The sequence below is a fragment of the Komagataeibacter sp. NFXK3 genome, assembly GCF_054182245.1.
In genome coordinates, this window is record NZ_JAPIVJ010000015.1 from 28,056 (window position 1) to 48,217 (window position 20,162).

Here is a 20,162-nt window from a genome sequence, read left to right on the forward strand (position 1 = left end):
CCCCGGAACGGGCGGCCTTGAAGGGGCGGACGAAAAAAGAGACGCTCAGTCGCTCACAAATTCGGAGCTGCCGAACACGTCCTGCCAAGGGCTGTTGCCCGTCAGATGGCAGTCAGACTGCCAGTCGTAATATCCGGACTTGAACCGCGAGGTGATGGCCTGGAGGGTTTCGGTCGCCGTCTCGTCCAGCTCCTCCTCCGTCCGCACGGTCACACTGCCATAGTGGCTCTTGCGGACGGAAAACTTCACCTTCGGGAAAGCCTTCTTCAGCATCCGACGGATGTTTTTGGCGGCCAGCGTGCCGCTGCTGTCGTCGCCCTGCTCCAGATGGGCATAGTCCGGATTGACGCGGAGTGCTGCGACCTCGGCGGCATGTTCCGCTTTGGCGCGCGCCTCAGCCGCGACCTTCTCGGCCTCTACCTCTTCGGCATGGGTGCGGAGGAAGGCAATCTCCTCGGGACTGGCCAGTCCCTTGTCGGCGTCGATCCGCCACTGGACACCGCGCAGAATGGCCTCGGGCAGACGACGGGAGATCGAGCCACAGGCAAAGACGATGTCATAGGACGCGCTCCCGCCCGACACGATGGCCCCGCCACGCGACAGGGACCTCACGGTGGTCGGGCTGGCTTTGCCATGAACGGCCATGACGATCCCGGCTCCCCGGCTGTAGAGATGGGTGTAAACGCGGGTGCCGACCTGAACGGGAACGAGAGAGGGGACGAACATCGTCTGATCCTTTTCCTTTGGATTTTCGTGATGTCTTCTCCAGCGTCAGCGCGGGACGGCCGGGTCACAAGCGGCGCGTGCGCCGGCACCGGAGGCGGCGAAGCCGGTGAGGAGCCACCTTTTGACCCGGACGGAGCGCGATGGCAGCGCCCCTCCCCTCCTTTCCTCTTCTTTTCCCTCTCCCGGCTTCAGGCCACGACCACGATTTCGAGGTGATCCCGCATGAACTGCATGGCCTCATTGTGCTCCGTCTGCTCGGGCTCGCTCTCGGGCGCTTGCAGAGAGAAGGTCTCTTCCGAATCAGGCTCCGTCGCCGACACGACAGGGCCGCTCGAACGGTCAACCTCATCATCGGCTGCTTCCTCGAAATCATCTTCAGGCATCTCGTCCAGATCCTCATCGTCCATCACGCTTTCCAGCTCCCGGATCTTCTCCTGTTTTTTCTTCTGCTTTTGCGTCCAGACGTCCTGCGCCTGCGCAAACGATGCGACCTCGGGCAACCAGTGGCCTTCCCCGACATGGTTCATCAGGGCCGCACGCATCTCCTTGCCCGTATTCTGCGGGGCAAGGCCTTCGGCCTGTACGGCTTTGGTAATGCCGGGCTTGCTGTAGCATTTGAGGAACGCCTCAAAGGCCATGCTCGGCATCTTCTGGTCGGCGCCGAACAGAACGCCCACGAGCTGCGCGGGCAGACCGCTGCCGCTGTGCATCGACACATCGCAGTTCAGGATGCTTTGCAGGACGGTGACGGCATGGCGGCGGATCAGCTTCTCGTCGCGAACAAGGCTGCCTTCGGGAAAGAGGTCAGCCATCGCGAGCGTACGCGCGGTTGGTTCTGACCAGTTGTTTCCGCTGGCATCGCCATGCACCCGGACATTCTCGGCCTCCAGCGCCAGCAGAAGGGCGGCGATCAGCTCCCATGGGTCGGCTGTCTCGGACACCTCACCAAGCGCCTCACGCAAAGCGACGGTGCGGATCTCGCCGATCATCTTGTGGCCGGTCCCGGAGACGTCCGGTCGCTCTTTCGGGGCCTCTGGCGTAGCAGGGCTGCCCGAGTGGTCAACCTTCGCGGCGCTGTAGGGACGGCAGCGTTCTTCCACGATCTTCAGGGTTCGGGGATTGAGGCCATAACCGATGACCTCCCCCTCCTGTGTCGCCATCCAGGTGCCCATGGTGATGAAGCCCTCGGGGGCGCGGGCATATCCGTATTCGTCCGACGTCAGGACAATGGAGGTTTCGGGCCGCTCATTGTCCAGCCAGTCCTGCTGTGCTGCGGCGTAGGCCGTGGCATCGAGCGTATAGCGGCTGTCTGTGTTGGCTTCGGCAAACAGATCCTCCATCCAGACAATGTTGTGCTTGCGGGCCAGCTCGTCGCCGAACCGGGCATCGCGGGCGTACCATTCCTTCTGTTCGAGGTTCCGGGCCAGCGCGCCCCAGGCCACGGTGTCTTCCGGATCTTCGGCCTTCACGCGGTACTCGGCCGGATCCTCGTCATCTCCGACGCTTTCGGAAAACATTTCCGCCCACGCGTCACGCTGCTCGTCCAGTGAGGCCTGCGCGATGATTTTGCGCTGCCGCTCGTCAGGGCCTCGGCCGAGGGCGATGGCATCCAGAATAGGCGGGTGCAGCTTCGCCAGCAGACTGAGACGCTTGAGATAGCTCGGCGTGACCATCAGGGCGGCACAGACCTGCGGATCTGTATAGCCAAGCTGCTCGCGCAGGCGGGTGACGCTGTTCCACTGTTCCGGCTCCGTCATGTCCAGACGAACGAAGTTCTCGCTGACGGCGGCCAGGGCATCGAGGTCTTCGCTCTGATCGCCGACATAGACGTCGATCTCGGTCAGACCGGCATAGATGGCGCCTTCCGTCCGACGGTGGCCTGCCACGATCATCAGGCGTCCGTCTTCCAGTTCCCGGACAGCCGGAGGATGGAGGATGCCAATCGCCTTGATATTCAGGGCGAGTTTTCGCAGCTCCTCAAGGCTTCCGATGGAAGAGCGCGGATTGTTCGGATTGGGCACAAGGGTTTTCGGATCGACGCGGCGAAGCTCGGCCATGGGACGCTCTTTCTATAATTTTTCAGATGTCCCTCCCGCGTCACGGGCCAGCCAGCCGCGCAAGGCCGCGCGAAGCGCGCCCGGCCTGAGCCTTGCGCGGCTGGCTGGTTCGTGACAGCCCCGCTTTTCCTCTTCTCCTTTTTGCTTTTCATCTCCCTCACTGTGTCCATTTCGGACACAGTGAGGGCAGGATCAGGCGGCCTCTACGATGACGGCCTGATCTTCCAGCGCGGCCTTTGCTTCAGCCTTTTCCGCCTCCTCGCGGCGCTCCGTATCGGCTGCGAGATCTGCCTCAAGGGCCGCCATAGCCTCCCGCTTCTCCTGCAACAGCGCGGCCTCTGGAAACGCCAGCCCCACGCGGGCGCGGTAACCGGGGAGCTTGCGCTCGGCTTCCTCCACCTGACGGCGCGCATCCGCCAGTTCCGCCTCGAACCGCAACAGCGCGTTCTCGATGCGGCTGACCAGCCCGACCGGGCTTGTTTCGCGGTCAAAATCCATGCCGAGGATCCGCCCGTCCAGCACAAGACCGAGTGTCGCGTCCCACGTCTCCTCGCCGTCAAAGCGGGTGCGCCAGGTCTCGCACAGTATCTCGAAACCGCCGATGGTGCCAAGGGTCCACTTGCCTTTCTCCCCGGACTTCGCGGCGAGACGGGCCTGCGCGAGAAGCCACTGACCCGCCTTCTCACGCTCGGTCATCTCCCGGTCCTTACGTACCAGACGGAACGCTTCACCGCGTGTCGGCTCGCGCCGTGCGATGTCGTTCTGAAGACGCGGGATCACGGCCTGCGCCGTCTCACGGTCGCGCTCGGCACGGTCGATGGCACGGCGGACATTATACTGATCGTCGTGATGCGCGGCCTGCAAGCGCTCCAGGCGGGCCAGTTCGGCCTCCAGTCCGGCCTTCTGCATCAGGCGTTCGTCTCCCGACGCAAGGGCCTTGGCCATGGCGAACTGGTTGGCTTCTGCTCCCACATCCTCCAGACGGCGGATCGTCCGGTCTCCTGACATCGCAAGGCAGATGAACTTCTGCTTGCGCTCCAGCATCTGCCAGTTCGTCGCATCCACCGACCCTTTCAGGGCGTAGGCGTAAAGCTGGATCACCGGGTTCTGATTGCCCTGCCGTTCGATCCGGCCCTCGCGCTGGATGATGTCCGAGACCAGCCAGGGCACATCGAGATGATGCAGGGCAATCAGGCGCTGCTGCGCGTTCACGCCCGTTCCCATGGTGGCGGACGATCCGATCAGGATGCGCTTGCGCCCGGAGTTCATGTCGCGGAAGAGCGCCTGCTTGGCCGTGCTCTTCTTGTAGTGCTGCATGAAGGCGATCTCGTCGCGCGGCACGCCCATGCGGATCAGCTCGTCGCGGATCCAGCGATAGGCCGAGAAGCCGCGTGTCTCCAGCGCGGATTCCGTTCCCAGATCCGAGAAGATCATCTGCGTGGCACCGGGCAGTTCGTATTCCCGCCCCGTCTCGGGGTCGGTGTAGCGATTGGCTGACGTGTTCTGCCAGATCCCGAAGACCCTGCGGATCATGACGTTCAGCTTGTTGCTGTTGTCATTCGCCGCCCAGTTCCGCACGAAACGCAGGTCGATCGCCGCGTGCCGGGCATCGGTGATGACGGACAGCAGGATGTCGTCGCCCTTCTGGGGCTTGCCCGTGCGCTCTTCAATTTTCTTGATCCGCTCGGCGAGCGTCTTCTGATACTCGCGGAAAGCGTCCCCGCTATCGGCCACGACGATCTCACGCCTGCCGCCCGCAATCTCGGGCAGTTTGACGTAGCGTCGCAGGTCGTCCTGCTGCACGACGTCGGCAAAGTCGCGATACATCGCCATCAGATCCGCGACGTTCACGAACTCCGAGAAGCGCGTGACAGGCTTGTAAAGTCCGCTCGGCTGAAGCTCCAGTTCCGTGCGGGTCTCGCCAAAACTTGCGGCCCAGGCGTCGAACTCGTGCAGGCCACGCTCGACAAGGGCTGGCAGATCCATGAAGCGCTGGATCGAGAACATCTCGCCCAGGGTGTTGGTGATCGGCGAGCCTGACGCCATGACCAGCACGCGCTCTGGATTGCGCTTGGCGAGGTAGCGCGTTTTGACGAACAGATCCCAGGCGCGCTGGCTGCCGTTCGGGTCGATCCCCTTCAGATCGGACTGGTTCGTCCCAAAGGAGAGTTTGCGGAACTGCTGCGCCTCATCCACGAGGATCTGGTCAATCCCGATTTCACCGAGATGCACGAGATCGTCCTTACGGCTGGACAGGGCTTTCAGCTTGGCTTCCATTCCCTCCTTCAAGCGCTCGATGCGCTTGCGCGACAGACGGTCATCGCGGCTCACATTCTCCAGAAGGCTTTCGTAGGAGGCAATCTGGTCCTCGACCATCTCCTGCTCAAAGGCGCTCTCGACCGGCACGAACTTGAAGGCGTCATGCGTGATGACAATGGCGTCCCAGTTCCCCGTGGCCGCCCGGGCCAGGAACCGCTGGCGCTTGTCCTTCACGAAGTTGGTCTCATCCGCCACGAGGATCTGGGCGTTCGGGTAGAGCATCATGAACTCACGCGCCATCTGCGCAAGGCAGTGGCCCGGCACCACGATCATGCCCTTGGAAATCAGGCCGAGGCGCTTTTGCTCCATCACGGCCGCGCACATCGAGAAGGTCTTTCCCGAACCCACCGCGTGAGCCATGTAGGTGCTGCCCTTGGCGATGATCCGCCAGATCACCCGCTTCTGATGGTCGCGCAGGCTGATCGCCGTGCTGGCTCCCGGCAGTTTCAGGTGAGAGCCGTCAAACGTGCGCGGGACAAGGTTGTTGAACGCATCGTTATACAGCCGCACCAGACGCTCGGCGCGGTCGGTGTCCTGCCAGACCCATGTCTCGAACGCGGTCTTGATTGCGGCCAGCTTCTCCTTGGCCGCCTCGGTCTCCTTGGTGTTCAGCTCACGGTGTTCGCCGTTCACATCGCGCCAGGTGTCCCAGATTTTCGGGCTGGCCTGATTGAGCGCATCGTCCAGCAGATCCCCGGCATGACGGCGCTGTGTTCCCCAGACCGAGGTGGCCTCGGCCTTGCCGGAAAAGCCGCTCTTGTCCACGCTCCAGGTCGCCACCTCCAGCGTGTGGTGAATGGTCGTGCGAACCCCCATGACCTCTGCAACAAAGGCCTCAACGTCTGGCACCGGGATCCACGGCGCTCCAAGGCGGGCGGTAATGTCGGACGGGCGCAGGTCTTCGGGCTGCACCTCTTCAAGGGCGGCGACGTTGCGCAGATAGCGTCGGTCGCGCTCGGCAGCCTCCCGGGCCTGCGCCAGCTTGGTGCGGACCGCGCCTGACAGGGCTTCGTCAGCCGTCACCCAGACCTCACGGCCGCCTGTGCTGCGGATCGGGTCGAGATAGACCGAGGATCCGAGTTCGGCGAGCACCTCTTCACCGGGACGGCCCAGAAGCTCCGCCATGCGCTCGACGTCCACGCCACCCGTCTCATGCAGGGAGACCGCCAGCGCATCATGGGCGCCGTGAACCTCGGGCTCGGACGGGGCCTGAATGACGCGCTCACTGAAGATCGGTCCCGGACGGCCGGTCTGGCTTTTCTCGTCATACTCCTCGATCGAGCTGACCAGCCACACATCCGGATCGTCGTAGAACGGCTGAAGGTTCGGGCGGCGCTGTGTGGATTTCTCCTCTCCCGTCTCTTCATCCACCCGTGTCGTGGTGTTCGTCAGGTTGATCGGCCCGAACTGACGGCTGAACGCCTGATACGCGCGCTTGAGATCAGCCTGATGGGTGCTGTAGGGCAGGTTCTCCACCTGGGCGCGCAGCACCAGACGGGCCGCGTCCCTTACCGGAATCAGACCCTTGATGATGGCCGCGTGCTTTTGGAAAATCCCTTCCTTCTGCTCGCCTTTTTTTACCTTCACCAGCACGGTTTCGCCGTCGATGATCTGGTGCAGCACGCCTTTGTGCAGCAGATAACTGCCCTCTTTCAACAGGGCACCGTCTGCGGCCGTTCCGACCTCGGCGGCATGATTGTCCTGCACCGTCGCAACATCGAGCGTCTGCGGGGTCGGAAAGCGGGCCAGCGAAGAGAGACGGCCGAGGGCGAGCGGCAGGGCCTCGTCCAGCATCTGGAGCGGGTTGGCCTTGCAGGTGTATTCCGGACCGAACTGACCGCTCGTCCAGTCATGCCGACCGAGAACCTGCTGGCCGTTCTCCGCGAAATAGCGGTTGATCCACAGCGGGCCTTCGCCCTGATCGGTGTCCTCCAGCGCCGCCACGTCCAGCCATGTCGCATCGCCCGCATCCTCTCCCGGTGCGCGACGGCGGAACACGAGCACGTCCACCACGACATCCGTTCCGGCATCGTCGCGCATGGCCCCGGCTGGCAGCCGTGCGCCACCCACGAAATCGGCGGTCTCGAAGATCGTGCGCCGCGCGCCGGCATCGGACTTGTCCATCGTCCACCGCGACGTCACGAACATCGCCACAGCTCCGGGACGCAGACGGGAGATGGACCGGGCGATGAAATAATCATGCAGGGACAGGCCAAGGCGTCCCAGCTCGTCCGTGCCCCGGACCGTGCGGTTGCTGAACGGCGGGTTGCCGATCACCAGATCGTAGCGTTCCGCCAGCTTGGCTGTCGTAAAATCTTCAGCGCGGACCCACTGGTTCGGAAACAGCTTGCGCGTGATGCGGGCCGTCAGCGGGTCGTTCTCGATCGCCGTCCAAGCGGTTTTCGGGGCCAGCTTCGGGGGCACGCTTGCCATGAAAAGCCCGGTGCCACAGCCCGGTTCCAGCGCACGGCCGCCCCGGAACCCCATCTGGGCCACCAGATCCCACATCGCATGAACGATCAGTTCGGGCGTGTAGTGGGCGTACTGCGTGGCCCGTGCCAGACCCGCTCGCTCCTGCTGGCTGGTCAGGGCTTCAAGCTGGCTGCCGATCTCTTCCCAACCGGCACGGAAGGTCTCTCCGGCACGCGGGAACAGGCTGTTGGCCAGCTCTCCGGCCCCGAACCCTGTGAAACGGGCGAGCACGGCCTGCTCTTCCGCGCTGGCGTTGCGGTCTTCCGCTTCCAGTGTGGCCAGAAGGCGGATCGCTGCCAGATTGTCGCGGGCGCGCTCTTTCCAGCCCTGGGCGAGGCCACGCGTTCCGCTCAGGACGAAATCCACTTTCGGCAGGACGGCGGGGATCGGAGCCGGGGCCTGTGTCGCCTGTCGAACCGCAGCGGCGGCTTCCTCAAGGGCGCGGTCTCCGGGAAGATCACCCCAGTAGAGATTGGACTGGCTGCCGCCGAGTGCTGAGGTATCGAAAAAGCTCAGTTGGGACATGGACATGGAAAAACTCCGGACAAGCGGCAGCGCCCGGTACTGCGCGGAGGCAGACCGGGGGGCCGGAAAACAGGATCAGTTCGGGGAGAGAGGCGTCAGGCCTCCCGGATCAGCGCGGGGTCAGAGGGGACCAAAGCGCAGGCGGATCTGCTCGCGCTCGTTCTCGGACAGGCGGGACAGCGCCTCACGGTGGTAGGCCGAACCCTCGCCTGCCTGCCTCGCCACGCGCCACCAGGCCTGAGGATCGCTGCAATGCAGACCCACCAGATGCGTCTCGTCATTGTCGGGTCCGCAGCCTTCGAGGATCGTCCAGCCCTCTTCGTGGGCCTGTTTCAGATCGAAGGCGTGCGCCTGTGCGGGGCGTTCGAGGGTGTCTGACATTGTCTTTATTTCCTTTCCTGACCCTCTCCGGCGAGCGCAGGACAGTGCGGCCTGCCAGAGCGACGCACAGCGTCGGGACCGCCCGGCCCGCAGCGCAGCGAGGACACGGACGGACCCACCTCTTGCAGGGCGGGCTGGCCTGTGCTGCCCCCCTCCCCTCTTCTTCTTTTTCAACCTTCTGTTTTTTCTTCTTTTTTTCAGGTTGGCCCCCCGCCCTGCCCGAACGCTCCGGCCGGGGTCTCCCAGGCTGGTGTGAAGACAGTCGGGATCGGACGCGCCGAGAGGCACGCGCGGGCCAGCTCGGGCGCTGCCAGGGCGGCGGCATACGGCCTGCCCTGCTCGGCGATCTGCTCCAGCGACACTGTGCGCTTGATCGTGCAGCCAAACTGCTGCTCGTACTGCACGAGACGTTCAAAGCGGGCAGGATCGAGCCAGCGGATCGTTGCAAACTGCCGCGCATCGCCAAAAATACAGGTGGCACAGGACAGTCTGGAGAAGCCGATGCGGTATGGCAGCGCCGGCATCACCTTCCAGCGTTTCAGGCTGTCCCAGACCTGCGCCTCGCTCCACTGGTGAACGGGCCGCCAGTGATCGACGTGACGGCGACGTCGCGTGCCGTGCCGCGTATCCGTGCGGTGCGGCTCAAAAGCGGCATAACGGGCACGGTTTGGGCTTTCCTCGGCGCGCTCACCGGTCACGAACAGGGTGCGGCAGTTCAGGAAGCGGTCCTGGCCGCGTAGGGCGCGGTCGGCGACGTCGATCTTGGTGACACCGGAGCACCAGCGTGTCGTCAGGCTGGCGGAGACCTGGGGAAACCGCAGGCGCGTCCCGTTCGGCCCCTGCCCGCCTGTGCGGATCAGACCCTCAGGGCTTTCGAAAAGGACAGGGGCTGTCGGTGCGTCCTTGCGGAGCATCTCCCGCTCGAAGCCGCCCTCGCGCCAGGAGCGATAGAGCGGCAGGCCGAAGTCCCGCGCCAGGGCGCTCACATAGGGGCTTGTGGAGGGCCAGTCCATGAAGGACGGCCCCTGCCCGTCCACCTCGTGGTGCCACAGTTCCAGGCGGTCCGTCGGGGCACCGCCTTCAAGGAGGGCGAAAAGGCAGGCGAGGCCGTCTTTGCCGCCCGACACGGCCACGATGATGCTGTCATACGACGTCAGATCCGGCGTCATGACACGAACCTGCTGACCGGGGCACCTGTCCGGACAGAGCGGCACATCAGGGCACTGGCGATCGGAGCGTCCCGCAGGAGAAGCGGCTTGACGTGCCGGTTGTCCCAGCTCAGGCCGTCGCAGCGTGAGAGGAGTCCAAGCTGGGTTGCCGCCTCATCCCGGCACGCACACACCCGCTCATTGCCCCCCGCACTGCGACGGCAGGGCTCATGCGCCGGCGCGTTGCAGCCCGTACACGGGATCGTCAGGGCCGGATCACCGCCAGCCCAGTGCTCATTGCATTTGCGGCAGGACACAGGCTCCTGCGTATCGGTCCACCGCATGGGCGGCCGACCGCGTGGTGTTGGGACATAAGGAAGGTAATGACGGCGCATGATGCTCGATCCATTTCTGGTTTTTGAACATCGTCGCGTCCGGCTGGGGGCTGTTCAGACTGCAACAGTGCCGCGCAGCGGCAGGATCAACGCGGCCCGCAGCCACGCGCAGACGGCGTAGCCGGCGAGCATGGCGAGGACACGCGTTGACCCACCTGTTGCGGGCTGGGCGGCTTCCAGTCAGCCCTTTCCTACCCTGCTCTCCTTTTATCCGGTTTATTTCTTTATCAGGTTTAAATTATTACCGGGTTTTTGTTCATATCCGGTTTTGTGCCTTAATCCCGCTTCAGAAGCCGCCAGTAGAAGGATAAGTTGGAACACTCTTATTGGGCTCCTATAAAATATTATCCGGTTATAGTGATTACCGGATATATTTTTTAATCCGGTTTTAACATTTATCCGGTTTACTAAACTACACAGCGGCACTACCAACGTAGGTCAGCACGGCTTCTTTGAGCGGAGAACACAATGCCTGTCATCGCTATCGCGTCCCCCAAAGGAGGCGCTGGAAAATCGACTACAGCTGTCATCTTGGGGACCCAGCTTGCACACTATGGCGCAGAGGTGACTCTATTAGACTGCGACCCGAACGAAGCGTTGACTTTATGGGCTGACCGCGCGCCAAGACCGCCGAGAATCAGCCTGATAACGAAGGTCTCTGAAAGCGACATTATAAAGACGATCAAAAGGCACGACGCTGACGGGAAAATCGTCATTGTCGATTTGGAAGGCGTCGCGTCGAGATTGGTGTCGCGCGCAATTTCTCAAGCTGATTTGGTGTTGACCCCCATGCGAGGAACCACATTAGACGCGACAATAGGAGCGAGAGCCCTTGCTCTAGTAGCAGAGGAAGAAGAGTCTTTAGGGCGTAAGATTCCTCACTCAGTTGTTTTCACAATGACGCGGGCAATTCGCTCCAAACAGCATTCAGGTATTGAAGCTTCACTTAGGGAGTCAGGCGTGGACGTGATAACGCCCCCTCTAATGGAGCGTGCTGCGTTTTCCGCTCTTTTCGAGTTCGGTGGAGATCTGCACTCAATCCCACCACAAGGTAACATGGTGGCAGCGATCGAAAACGCCGATGGCTTTGCACAAGCTGTGTACCGACGCCTTACAGGAGCGGCAGAATGACCGAGAAGAAGCCTTTTGCGATTGATGTAGGAAAGCTCCGGTCGCGAGAAAAAGTCGCATCGGCCTCCGCCGTCGAACGAGTTGATCGCGTCGCTGCGGATCATGGCTTCATAGCCAGAGAACCTGCAAAACGTAGAGGACGCCTACCCAGCCCTCGAACAGGACAACTGCACGCTAAGGTATTTCCCGATGTTTCCGACGAAATCGCTAAGGAGGCGACTAGGCGAGGCGTTACCCAAGGCGTCGTCATAGAAGAAGCTTGGAAGCTGTATAAAGAGAATAATCCGGTTTGATTGTTTACCCGGTTTTATAAGTAACCGGGTAATATATTTTACCGGATAACCCTAAAAACGCTTGCAATGGAATTAGACTTGTTCTCTTTATGTTCTCGTTAAGGAGAACATAGATGACAACGGACGCCCTGGCGCGACTGCGCGAGCAGGTCCGACGCCTGGAGCGTCGAGACCTGTCTCACTCCCGTAGTGACACACTCGCCACCGGACATTCTGCCGTCGATGCCCATCTCGGCGGCGGTCTCAAGACCGGCAGCCTGCATGACTTTCTGATTTCTGATCCTCTGGAGATCGGGGCCAGTCTCGCCATGCTGCTGCCCATCCTGCAAAAGGGCAGGGGGCCGGTCTTCTGGATCAGCGATACGCCTGCCGCACTGAATGCTTGGGGACTGCATCAGTGCGGTCTGTCTCCAGATACTCTGGTCTGCATTGAAACGGATCCCGCCAGCCTGCTCGCTGTCGCCGAAGACGTGTTGCGCGGACCAGAGCGCGCATTGGCCGTCATCACTGGCAGCCAAGTTCCAACCCTTAAGGAAATCCGTCGCCTCAATCTGGCAGTGGAAGCGAGTGGCAACACAGGCTTCTTCCTGCGCTTTGCACTGCTCGCGCGCGCTCCCGGGAAAGATCCCTGCGCGTGCGCCACGCGCTGGCGGATCCTCTCTCATCCCTCATCACCACGATTTTTTCCGGGACTGGCCATGCCGCTTCCCGGTTCCCGACGCCTTTCTGCCGCGCTGCTGCGGGTGAGGGGAGGCCGCCCTGCTCACTGGATCCTCGACTGCACCGATCATGCGCCGCTTTCTCGCTCTCTGGATGCCCTTCTGGCGCACCGAGCGCCTTCAGCTCTCCCGCTCGGAAGACTTCCCGCCCGACAGGCCCCTGATCGTGCACGCGCCAGCGCATAACCGTCAGATCGTCACTGGTGTCAGTCCGGCTGCGCTCGCAGCCGGACTGACACCCGGAATGCCGCTAGCGCAGGCCCGCTCCCTGGTGCCGGATCTTCTGACCGCAGAAGAGGACGCCGACGCACAGAGGGCCGCGCTGACAGATCTGTGCTCCTGGCTGATCTGGCTGTCGCCGCTGCCTGCGCTCGACGCTCCGGACGGTCTCTACAGCGACACCACCGGATGCGCCCATCTTTACGGCGGCGAGGCGGCCATGCTGGATCTCGTCAGGGACCGCCTGAAGGCGAGGGGGCATTCCTGCTCCGTAGCACTGAGCGATACCGCCGCTGCCTCACGCGCTCTGGCCCGTTCGGGGATCGACCAGATCTGTCTCGTGCCTCCCGGTCAGCAGAAACAGGCGCTGCACCCGTTGCCCTGTTCAGCACTTCCCTTACCCGAGAAGACACTCTCCAGCCTCACCCGACTTGGACTGAACACGATTGGCGCCCTTGCAGACCTCCCTCGCGCGCCTCTGGCCAAGCGTTTTGGCGCAGAGCTTCTGAGCTGTCTTGATGACGCTCTGGGACGGCAGGCCAGCCCGCTCAGCGTGTTTCAACCTGTGGACCGGATTTCCCTGACCCGGTCTCTGGTCGAGCCGATCAGCACACCGGAGGCCATTGCCACGGTGATTGCTGCCCTTGTGCCGGTTGTCTGCGAAAAGCTGACGGCGCGAGGGGAGGGGGCGCGGCAGCTCGACTTTCTCTGTGTGCGCGTGGACGGATCCATCCAGGCCGTCCGCGTGGGGACGTCCGATCCGACGGCTGACGTGCCGCGTCTGACGCGCCTGCTGAAGGACCAGATCCCGCAGATCGCGCCCGAGTTCGGAATTGAAACCGTCATCCTGACTGTCAGCGCGAACGAACCGCTGGAAGCGGGACCTGAGCGGTCAGTCCTGCCGGACGTCGGGGCATCCTCGGAGCACGCTCTCCCGGCCACTCTGATCGACCGGCTGCTGAACCGTCCGGGGATTGTTTCTGTCCACCAGCTCGCGCCTCGGTTTTCCGCCTGGCCGGAAGACGGACAGTCTCGCGTTTCTCCAGGCGACATGGCAAAACCGCCTCTCGCGAGCCAGATGCTCTGGGCGCGGCCGAACATTGTGTTCGATCTGCCCGTCCGGGTGCAGGTGACTGCCCTGCTTCCGGACGGTGCGCCCCGCCAGTTCGTCCTCAAGCGGCAGACACATCGCATTGCGGCCGCCGATGGCCCCGAACGTCTGCTGGGAGAATGGTGGCAGACGTCCGAAAGTTACGGCGCGATCCGCGACTACTGGCAGGTCGAGACCACGACCGGCCTGCGCCTGTGGCTGTTTCGCAAAGGCGACGAAGCCCATGCCTGGTCCGGTTCGGGCGACTGGTTTCTACAGGGGGGCTTCTGATGGACTCCCGCGATGATCTGATCCCGGCCAGCACCTCGGATGTGGCCGAAGTCCTGATGCACGCGTTGTGTTACGATGGACGCAGGCGCACGCATGACGCCGCCGAGCTGATGGCCCATCTGGTGGCCGAGCGTCTGGTCGCCTATCTCGAACGATCCGGATTTGTCGTGATGCGCGCTCCCACCAGCAACGCGCCTGATAGCAGCCGACACCCGCATCCCCACCGCCGCTAGATCATGAGCGCGCCTTATGTCGAATTGCAGGTCACGTCCTCGTTTTCGTTCCTGCGCTCGGGCAGCCAGCCGGATGAACTGATCTTTCAGGCGAAAGCCCTGGGCTATGAAACAATCGGTCTGACCGACTGGAACACTGTGGCCGGAGTGATCCGCGCCCATCTGGCGGCGCGCGAGGCCGGTCTTCGTCTTCTACCCGGATGCCGTCTGGCTCTACGTGACGGCAGTGCGCTCCTGGCCTATCCCCGAAACCGTGCCGGCTGGGCGGGTCTGTGCCAGCTTCTGACCCTTGGCCATCACCGGGGCGAGCGGGAAGTCTTCCTTCTGGGCTGGGAGGATCTCATCGGAGCGGCACCGGATCTCCTCCTGATCCTGTTGCCGCCCGAGGATCTGGCAGCACTTCCCGGGCACGTTCAGAGCCTGCTGGATCTGCCCGGACAAAGGGCAGGCGAAGAAGAGACCCGGTTTGTCGCGCTGACGGTGCTCAGGCAGCCGGGAGATCTGGCGCGGCTTCACGCGCTCGCGGGCTTCTGCACAGCGCGCGGTCTGGCCTGTGTTGTGACAGGAGATGTTCTTTACCACGATGCGCGCCGGCACGTTCTTCAGGACGTCGTCACGGCGATCCGGGAAGGCTGTACCGTCGATGATCTTGGCAACCGCCGTCATGTCCACGCCGATCGCCATCTGAAAGCCCCTGAAGAACAGGAACGCCTGTTCGCCGCCTTTCCGGATGCTCTAGCCAACACGCGGCGAATTGCCGAGGCCTGCACGTTTAGTCTGGATGACCTCACCTATCAGTATCCGACCGAAACCGAGAGAACGGGCGAAAGCGCGCAGGACACACTGACACGCCTGGTCGAAGCCGCACTACCGCGACGCTATCCGGCCGGGGCGCCCCCTGAGGTCGAGACGCAGATCGCCCACGAGCTGAGGCTGATCGGCTCTCTGTCCTACGCACCATATTTCCTGACCGTGCATACAATCGTGCGTCACGCCCGCTCACTCGGCATTGTCTGTCAGGGGCGCGGATCTGCTGCGAACTCGGCGGTCTGTTATGTTTTGGGCATCACGAGTATTGATCCGGTCCGCTCGGGCCTGCTGTTCGAGCGGTTCATCTCGGCCGAACGGCAGGAACCGCCTGACATCGACGTCGATTTCGAGAGTGACCGCCGCGAAGAAGTCATCCAGTGGATCTATCGGCACTATGGTCGCCATCGCGCAGCCCTGTGTGCCACCGTGCAGCGTTATCAGCCCAAAGGCGCGTTGCGCGAGGTCGGCAAGGTGCTGGGGCTACCGGAGGATCTGACCGGCCAGCTTTCCAAACACATCGCCTCATCGTTGGCCGATCCTGATCTGTGCAAAGCGCGCGCGACCGATCTTGGCCTAAACCTGAAGGACAGACGCCTCAGCCTGACGTTTCATCTTGCCCGCCAGCTTCTCGGCTTCCCGCGCCAGCTTGGGACGCATCCGGGCGGATTTGTGCTGACCGAGGATCGCCTGGACGAACTCGTGCCTCTGATGCCGACGGCCATGGACGGACGGCAGATCATCGTCTGGGACAAGGACGATATCGACGTGCTGCGCTTCATGAAGGTGGACGTTCTGGGCCTGGGAATGCTCGGCTGTCTGCGTCGCGGGTTCGAGTTGCTGCACACCGTGTATCAGACCCGCATGGACTTGGCTTCGATCCCGGCCGAGGATCCGCAGACCTATCGCATGATCCAGAAGGCTGACACGCTCGGCACTTTCCAGATCGAAAGCCGGGCGCAGATGTCGATGCTGCCGCGCATGAAGCCCAGGACTTTCTATGATCTGGTGATACAGGTCGCGATTGTCCGGCCCGGGCCAATCCAAGGAGATATGGTTCATCCCTATCTCCGCAGGAGAGAGAAACTGGAGCCTGTCACCTATCCGTCCGAGACCCTGCGCGGGATCCTCGGGAAAACTTTGGGCGTGCCGCTGTTCCAAGAACAGGCAATGCAGGTGGCGATCCACTGCGCGGGCTTTACGCCAGGCGAGGCGGATCAGCTCCGCCGTGCGATGGCCACGTTCAAAGCGACAGGCGGGGTCTCGCCGTTCCGCGACAAGCTGGTGAACGGGATGCTGGCCAATGGCTATGAGCAGGACTTTGCCGAACAGACGTTCAGCCAGCTCGAAGGGTTTGGCAGCTATGGCTTTCCCGAAAGTCACGCCGCCTCCTTTGCCCTGATCGCCTATGCGTCCGCCTGGATGAAATGCCATCACCCGGATGTGTTTTGCGCCGCCCTGCTGAACAGTCAGCCCATGGGGTTTTATGCGCCCTCGCAGATTGTTCAGGACGCGCAACGCCATGGCGTCGAGGTCCGGCCGATCTGTATCAATGCCTCCCGATGGGATTGCACCCTGGAGCGCGGCCGGAATGGACGGTACGCGGCGGTCCGGCTGGGGTTCAGGATGGTGCGCGGGCTGGCGAACGGCCATGGTGCCGCCCTGATCGCGTCTCGGATGCCGGATTATGAGAGTATTGACGATGTGTGGCGGCGTGCCGATGTGCCGGTCTCGGCCCTGGAATGTCTGGCAGAAGCAGATGCCTTCCGGGTGTTCGGACAGATGCGCCGTGCTGCGCTCTGGTCAATCAAAGGGCTCGCGGACACGGCTTTGCCATTGTTCGAAGCGGCGGATCGGGGCCGGAACTTTCCACTTCCGGAAATGATCGAGCCGGAAATTGCCCTGCCGCAGATGTCAGAGCGGGCGTCGGTGCATGAGGATTACCGGGCCACTGGCCTCAGTCTGACAGGTCATCCCGTCGCGTTTCTGAGGGAGGGACTGCGAAAAGAAGGAATCGTTCGTTGCGGGGATCTTCCTTATCTACGGGATGGGCGCCGGATCCAGCTTACGGGTCTTGTCCTGATGCGGCAGCGGCCAGGAACAGCGAACGGCACCATGTTCGTCACGATCGAGGACGAAACGGGCACGGCCAATCTGATTGTCTGGAAGGATGTACAGGAGAAATACCGCCGTCCTCTTCTCGCCTCCCGTCTTCTGGCCTGTAAGGGCAGGCTTCAGAAGGAAGGCGAGGTGATCCATGTCGTTGTGCTCAGTCTGGAAGACCGCACGCCATTGCTCCAGGGATCGGAGCTGCTGAAGGCACGGGACTTTCGATAGGAAGCGTAATCGGGTCGACCGATCTTATTTGAAAAATAGAGAGATGCTTGTTGATATTGAACCTGTGGACTTGTGGGCAGAGCCGCACCCTGTGGTCAGCCGGCAGGGCTGTCCATCAGGACGCGAGCGACCGCGGAGCGGCTGTCCATAAGTCCATGGGCGGCTCATGCCGGTATAGCCAAAAGCAGTGATACACAAACATAGGCGTCCTTCTCCTGACGTCCCGGCTTACCTTGTCATATGTGACACACGGTTGCAGTAATATCGCCAGTTGTTTGATCCTGCTGAACTCTGCTGCACCCCAAGGCCCGACATGAACCCGACTGAAATCTACGACGCTCTATCCAAGATCGTGGAGGCATCCTTTGATGCAGACGAATTTCCCTTCTCGTTTGCTGAAGCAACAGATGCTTCACAGGCGGCAATTTCAAAGCTTCGTAACGGGTCGACCAATAAATCTGACCTTCCGGGCGGGGTCTTGTTTGGTAAGAGATTTCATTATGCACCGGCCCCAACCGGAAAGAGCGACACTACTCTTGAGCAGTTGAGAGCATCGAAGAAAACGAAATCTGCCAAACCCGCCATTCTGCTCGCAACGGATGGTGAGATGATTGCGGCGGAACATACTGCTTCGGGCGAAACACTTCATTGCGCCTTCAAAGAGTTGGGGGATCAGTTCGGCTTCTTTCTCCCTGCTGCGGGCAAAGAGCGGTATCGTGCTGTTGAGGAAAACCCGGTCGATGTGAAGGCGACTGGGAAACTTGCCAAGCTTTATGACGCGTTAATCAGGGCAAACCCCGACTGGGGAACAGATGCACGTCGTCATGAGATGAACCAACTCATGATGCGGCTGATCTTCTGTATGTTTGCCGAAGACGTCGGCATCTTTCCAGAGCAGCAATTTTCCCGCCTGATTTTCACCTATGCTGACGATAAAGGTGAGGAAGCCCATAAGGTCCTTATTGCCGCCTTCCAAGCGATGAACCTGCCCCGGCATAAACGAACAGGTCTGCCCGCATGGACCGGTGAACTGGACTACGTGAATGGCGGGCTGTTTGCTGGCGTCATTGATGCACCGAAATTCAATACTATTGCCTTCCGCTATCTGCGTGAGGCCTGCGGGTTAGATTGGGGTAAGATCAATCCAGACATTTTCGGTTCAATGATCCAGTCCGTAGCGGATGCCAAGCAACGCTCTGAACTGGGAATGCATTACACCTCGGTTCCGAATATCATGAAGGTTATCGGGCCGCTTTTTCTCGATGATCTGGACGCGGAGATCCATAAGGGTTGGGATCGTGCCCGCGCACTTCAGCAAACACTGGGCCGGATGTCCCACATCCGTGTATTTGACCCCGCCTGCGGATCGGGGAACTTCCTTGTTGTGTCCTATCGAGAACTCCGGGCACGCGAGACGCGCATCATGCAGCGTCTGGAAGAGCTTGAGGGCCGTAATGCCATGGGCACAAGCGAGATGTTCTCGCGTATTAAAATTGATCATTTCTACGGAATTGAAATTTCAGATTTCGCCGCTGAAACGGCGAAGCTCGCGCTGTTCATCGCTGAATACCAGGCCAATGCGAGTTTTAAGGCCGTTTTTGGGCGTTGTCCTGCCGCCTTACCGTTGAGGGATGCTGCTCGCATTCATACAGGAAATGCCCTCCGACTTGATTGGGAAGAAATTTGCCCTCCGCCCGTCAAAGAAGAGGAAGTCTTTATTGCTGGGAATCCGCCGTTTTTAGGGTCAACTTTTCAAAGCCGCGAACAAAAAACTGATTTGGCCTATGTTTTTGCTAAAGACGTTAAGAGCTTTGCCGCCTTTGATTTTGTAGCGGCATGGTTTTTTAAAGCGAGCTGCTTTGTGCGTGAATATGCTGTGCGAGCGGCATTCGTATCAACAAACTCCATATGCCAAGGACAATCTGTTGCGGCTTTGTGGCCGCATATTCTTGGTGATGATCTGGAAATTTCTTTTGCTCACAAGGATTTCAAATGGAGTAATAACGCCTCGTCCAAGGCCGCTGTAATTTGTTCCATTATTGGTATTAGACGCGCTTCTAAAGAAGATAAGTTTCTTTTTTCCAATGGGTTTGGAAGTTTGTCGCAAAATATAAATTCCTACCTTGTTGATAGTCCGCATGTCTTCGTTGATAGCATCAGGAGGTCTATGTTTGGTTTGCCTATCATGGATTATGGAAACAAACCGGTAGAAGGCGGATCGCTAATTCTCTCTCCAGAAGAGCGCGCCGAATTTATTGTTTCGGACCCCAGATCTGAGAAATTCATTCGTAAGTTTATGGGCTCCATGGAAGTTGTCCGGGGGGTTGAGCGTTATTGCCTATGGATTAGGGATGATGACCTCGCCGAAGCAAACTCAATTTCTATGATCCGCAATCGAATAGAAAAATCACGCGATATTCGCATCAGCATGAAAGATGCTGGAGGGCGCAAACTTGCTGCCCGCCCTCATCAATTCCGTGACCTTTTAGCTCCGAAAAACCACGCCATCCTCGTCCCCCGCGTCACCTCAGAGCGCCGCCCGTACCTTCCTGTGGAGAGGGTGGGAGCTGACGTGATTTCATCGGACCTTAATCAGGTCCTCTACGACGCTCCTGAATGGTGCATCGCGCTCATTGCGTCACGTCTGCATCTTGTCTGGATCGCCACTGTCTGCGGCAAACTGAAGTCCGATTTCCGCTATTCGAACACGCTCGGTTGGAACACGTTTCCAGTCCCGAAATTCACAGACGAGCAGTTGGAAGCCCTCTCAGCCTCTGCACGCCGCATCCTGAAATGCCGCTACTCCCACTACCCCAAAACGATCGCGGATTTATACGATCCGGACAAAATGCCTGACGACATTCGCGCGGTGCATAAGGAAAACGATGACTTGCTGGAGAGCATGTATATCGGCCGCCCCTTCCGCAATGATACGGAACGCCTGGAAACACTCTTCAAGCTCTATGCGGCCAAGATCAAAACGCTAGAAACTGCCAGCAAAAAGAAAAAGGCCTGACCC

The 20,162-nt window shown here is 60.9% G+C and carries 13 protein-coding genes; 8 read left to right on the top strand and 5 right to left on the bottom strand.

Annotated elements, in window-relative coordinates; translation table 11 throughout:
- Positions 1 to 45: 45 nt before the first annotated feature.
- The 5 genes from OQZ28_RS14175 to OQZ28_RS14195 all read right to left on the bottom strand — a co-directional run bounded on the left by OQZ28_RS14175 (position 46) and on the right by OQZ28_RS14195 (position 9,649).
- Complete coding sequence (locus tag OQZ28_RS14175) at positions 46 to 726, bottom strand: LPD29 domain-containing protein (protein ID WP_458136474.1); 681 nt, start codon at positions 724 to 726, stop codon at positions 46 to 48.
- A 188-nt stretch (positions 727 to 914) separates the two neighbouring features.
- On the bottom strand, positions 915 to 2,783 hold the full coding sequence (locus OQZ28_RS14180) for a ParB/RepB/Spo0J family partition protein (protein WP_458136475.1): 1,869 nt from the start codon (positions 2,781 to 2,783) through the stop codon (positions 915 to 917).
- A gap of 192 nt (positions 2,784 to 2,975) precedes the next feature.
- Positions 2,976 to 8,105 carry a DEAD/DEAH box helicase family protein gene (locus tag OQZ28_RS14185; protein WP_458136476.1) on the bottom strand — a complete coding sequence of 1,710 codons (5,130 nt, stop codon included), beginning with the start codon at positions 8,103 to 8,105 and terminating at the stop codon, positions 2,976 to 2,978.
- Between the two features lie 114 nt (positions 8,106 to 8,219).
- Positions 8,220 to 8,480: a hypothetical protein gene (locus OQZ28_RS14190; protein ID WP_099213655.1), complete on the bottom strand. Its 261-nt coding sequence runs from the start codon at positions 8,478 to 8,480 to the stop codon at positions 8,220 to 8,222.
- Positions 8,481 to 8,677: 197 nt separating this feature from the next.
- The gene (locus OQZ28_RS14195; RefSeq protein WP_458136477.1) at positions 8,678 to 9,649 is read right to left on the bottom strand and encodes a phosphoadenosine phosphosulfate reductase domain-containing protein; all 972 of its coding nucleotides are present in this window, start codon (positions 9,647 to 9,649) and stop codon (positions 8,678 to 8,680) included.
- A gap of 372 nt (positions 9,650 to 10,021) precedes the next feature.
- On the opposite strand from OQZ28_RS14195, the gene OQZ28_RS14200 reads away from it, so the two are divergent.
- From OQZ28_RS14200 to OQZ28_RS14235, 8 genes are all read left to right on the top strand, one after another.
- Positions 10,022 to 10,144, top strand: coding sequence for a hypothetical protein (locus OQZ28_RS14200; RefSeq protein ID WP_264784651.1), 123 nt, complete (start codon positions 10,022 to 10,024; stop codon positions 10,142 to 10,144).
- Positions 10,145 to 10,491: 347 nt separating this feature from the next.
- Positions 10,492 to 11,154 (top strand): ParA family protein, encoded by a 663-nt coding sequence (locus tag OQZ28_RS14205; protein WP_131973835.1) that lies wholly within the window; start codon positions 10,492 to 10,494, stop codon positions 11,152 to 11,154.
- Positions 11,151 to 11,447 carry a hypothetical protein gene (locus tag OQZ28_RS14210; protein WP_458136478.1) on the top strand — a complete coding sequence of 99 codons (297 nt, stop codon included), beginning with the start codon at positions 11,151 to 11,153 and terminating at the stop codon, positions 11,445 to 11,447. The genes OQZ28_RS14205 and OQZ28_RS14210 overlap by 4 nt, the downstream gene beginning before the upstream one ends.
- 113 nt (positions 11,448 to 11,560) lie before the next feature.
- On the top strand, positions 11,561 to 12,352 hold the full coding sequence (locus tag OQZ28_RS14215) for an ImuA family protein (protein WP_458136479.1): 792 nt from the start codon (positions 11,561 to 11,563) through the stop codon (positions 12,350 to 12,352).
- Complete coding sequence (locus OQZ28_RS14220) at positions 12,333 to 13,766, top strand: Y-family DNA polymerase (RefSeq protein WP_458136485.1); 1,434 nt, start codon at positions 12,333 to 12,335, stop codon at positions 13,764 to 13,766. The genes OQZ28_RS14215 and OQZ28_RS14220 overlap by 20 nt, the downstream gene beginning before the upstream one ends.
- Positions 13,766 to 13,999 (top strand): hypothetical protein, encoded by a 234-nt coding sequence (locus tag OQZ28_RS14225; RefSeq protein ID WP_458136480.1) that lies wholly within the window; start codon positions 13,766 to 13,768, stop codon positions 13,997 to 13,999. The genes OQZ28_RS14220 and OQZ28_RS14225 overlap by 1 nt, the downstream gene beginning before the upstream one ends.
- Positions 14,000 to 14,002: 3 nt before the next feature.
- Positions 14,003 to 17,143 (top strand): error-prone DNA polymerase, encoded by a 3,141-nt coding sequence (locus tag OQZ28_RS14230; protein ID WP_458136481.1) that lies wholly within the window; start codon positions 14,003 to 14,005, stop codon positions 17,141 to 17,143.
- A gap of 313 nt (positions 17,144 to 17,456) precedes the next feature.
- Positions 17,457 to 20,159 carry a class I SAM-dependent DNA methyltransferase gene (locus OQZ28_RS14235; protein ID WP_458136482.1) on the top strand — a complete coding sequence of 901 codons (2,703 nt, stop codon included), beginning with the start codon at positions 17,457 to 17,459 and terminating at the stop codon, positions 20,157 to 20,159.
- The last annotated feature ends 3 nt before the right edge of the window (positions 20,160 to 20,162 follow it).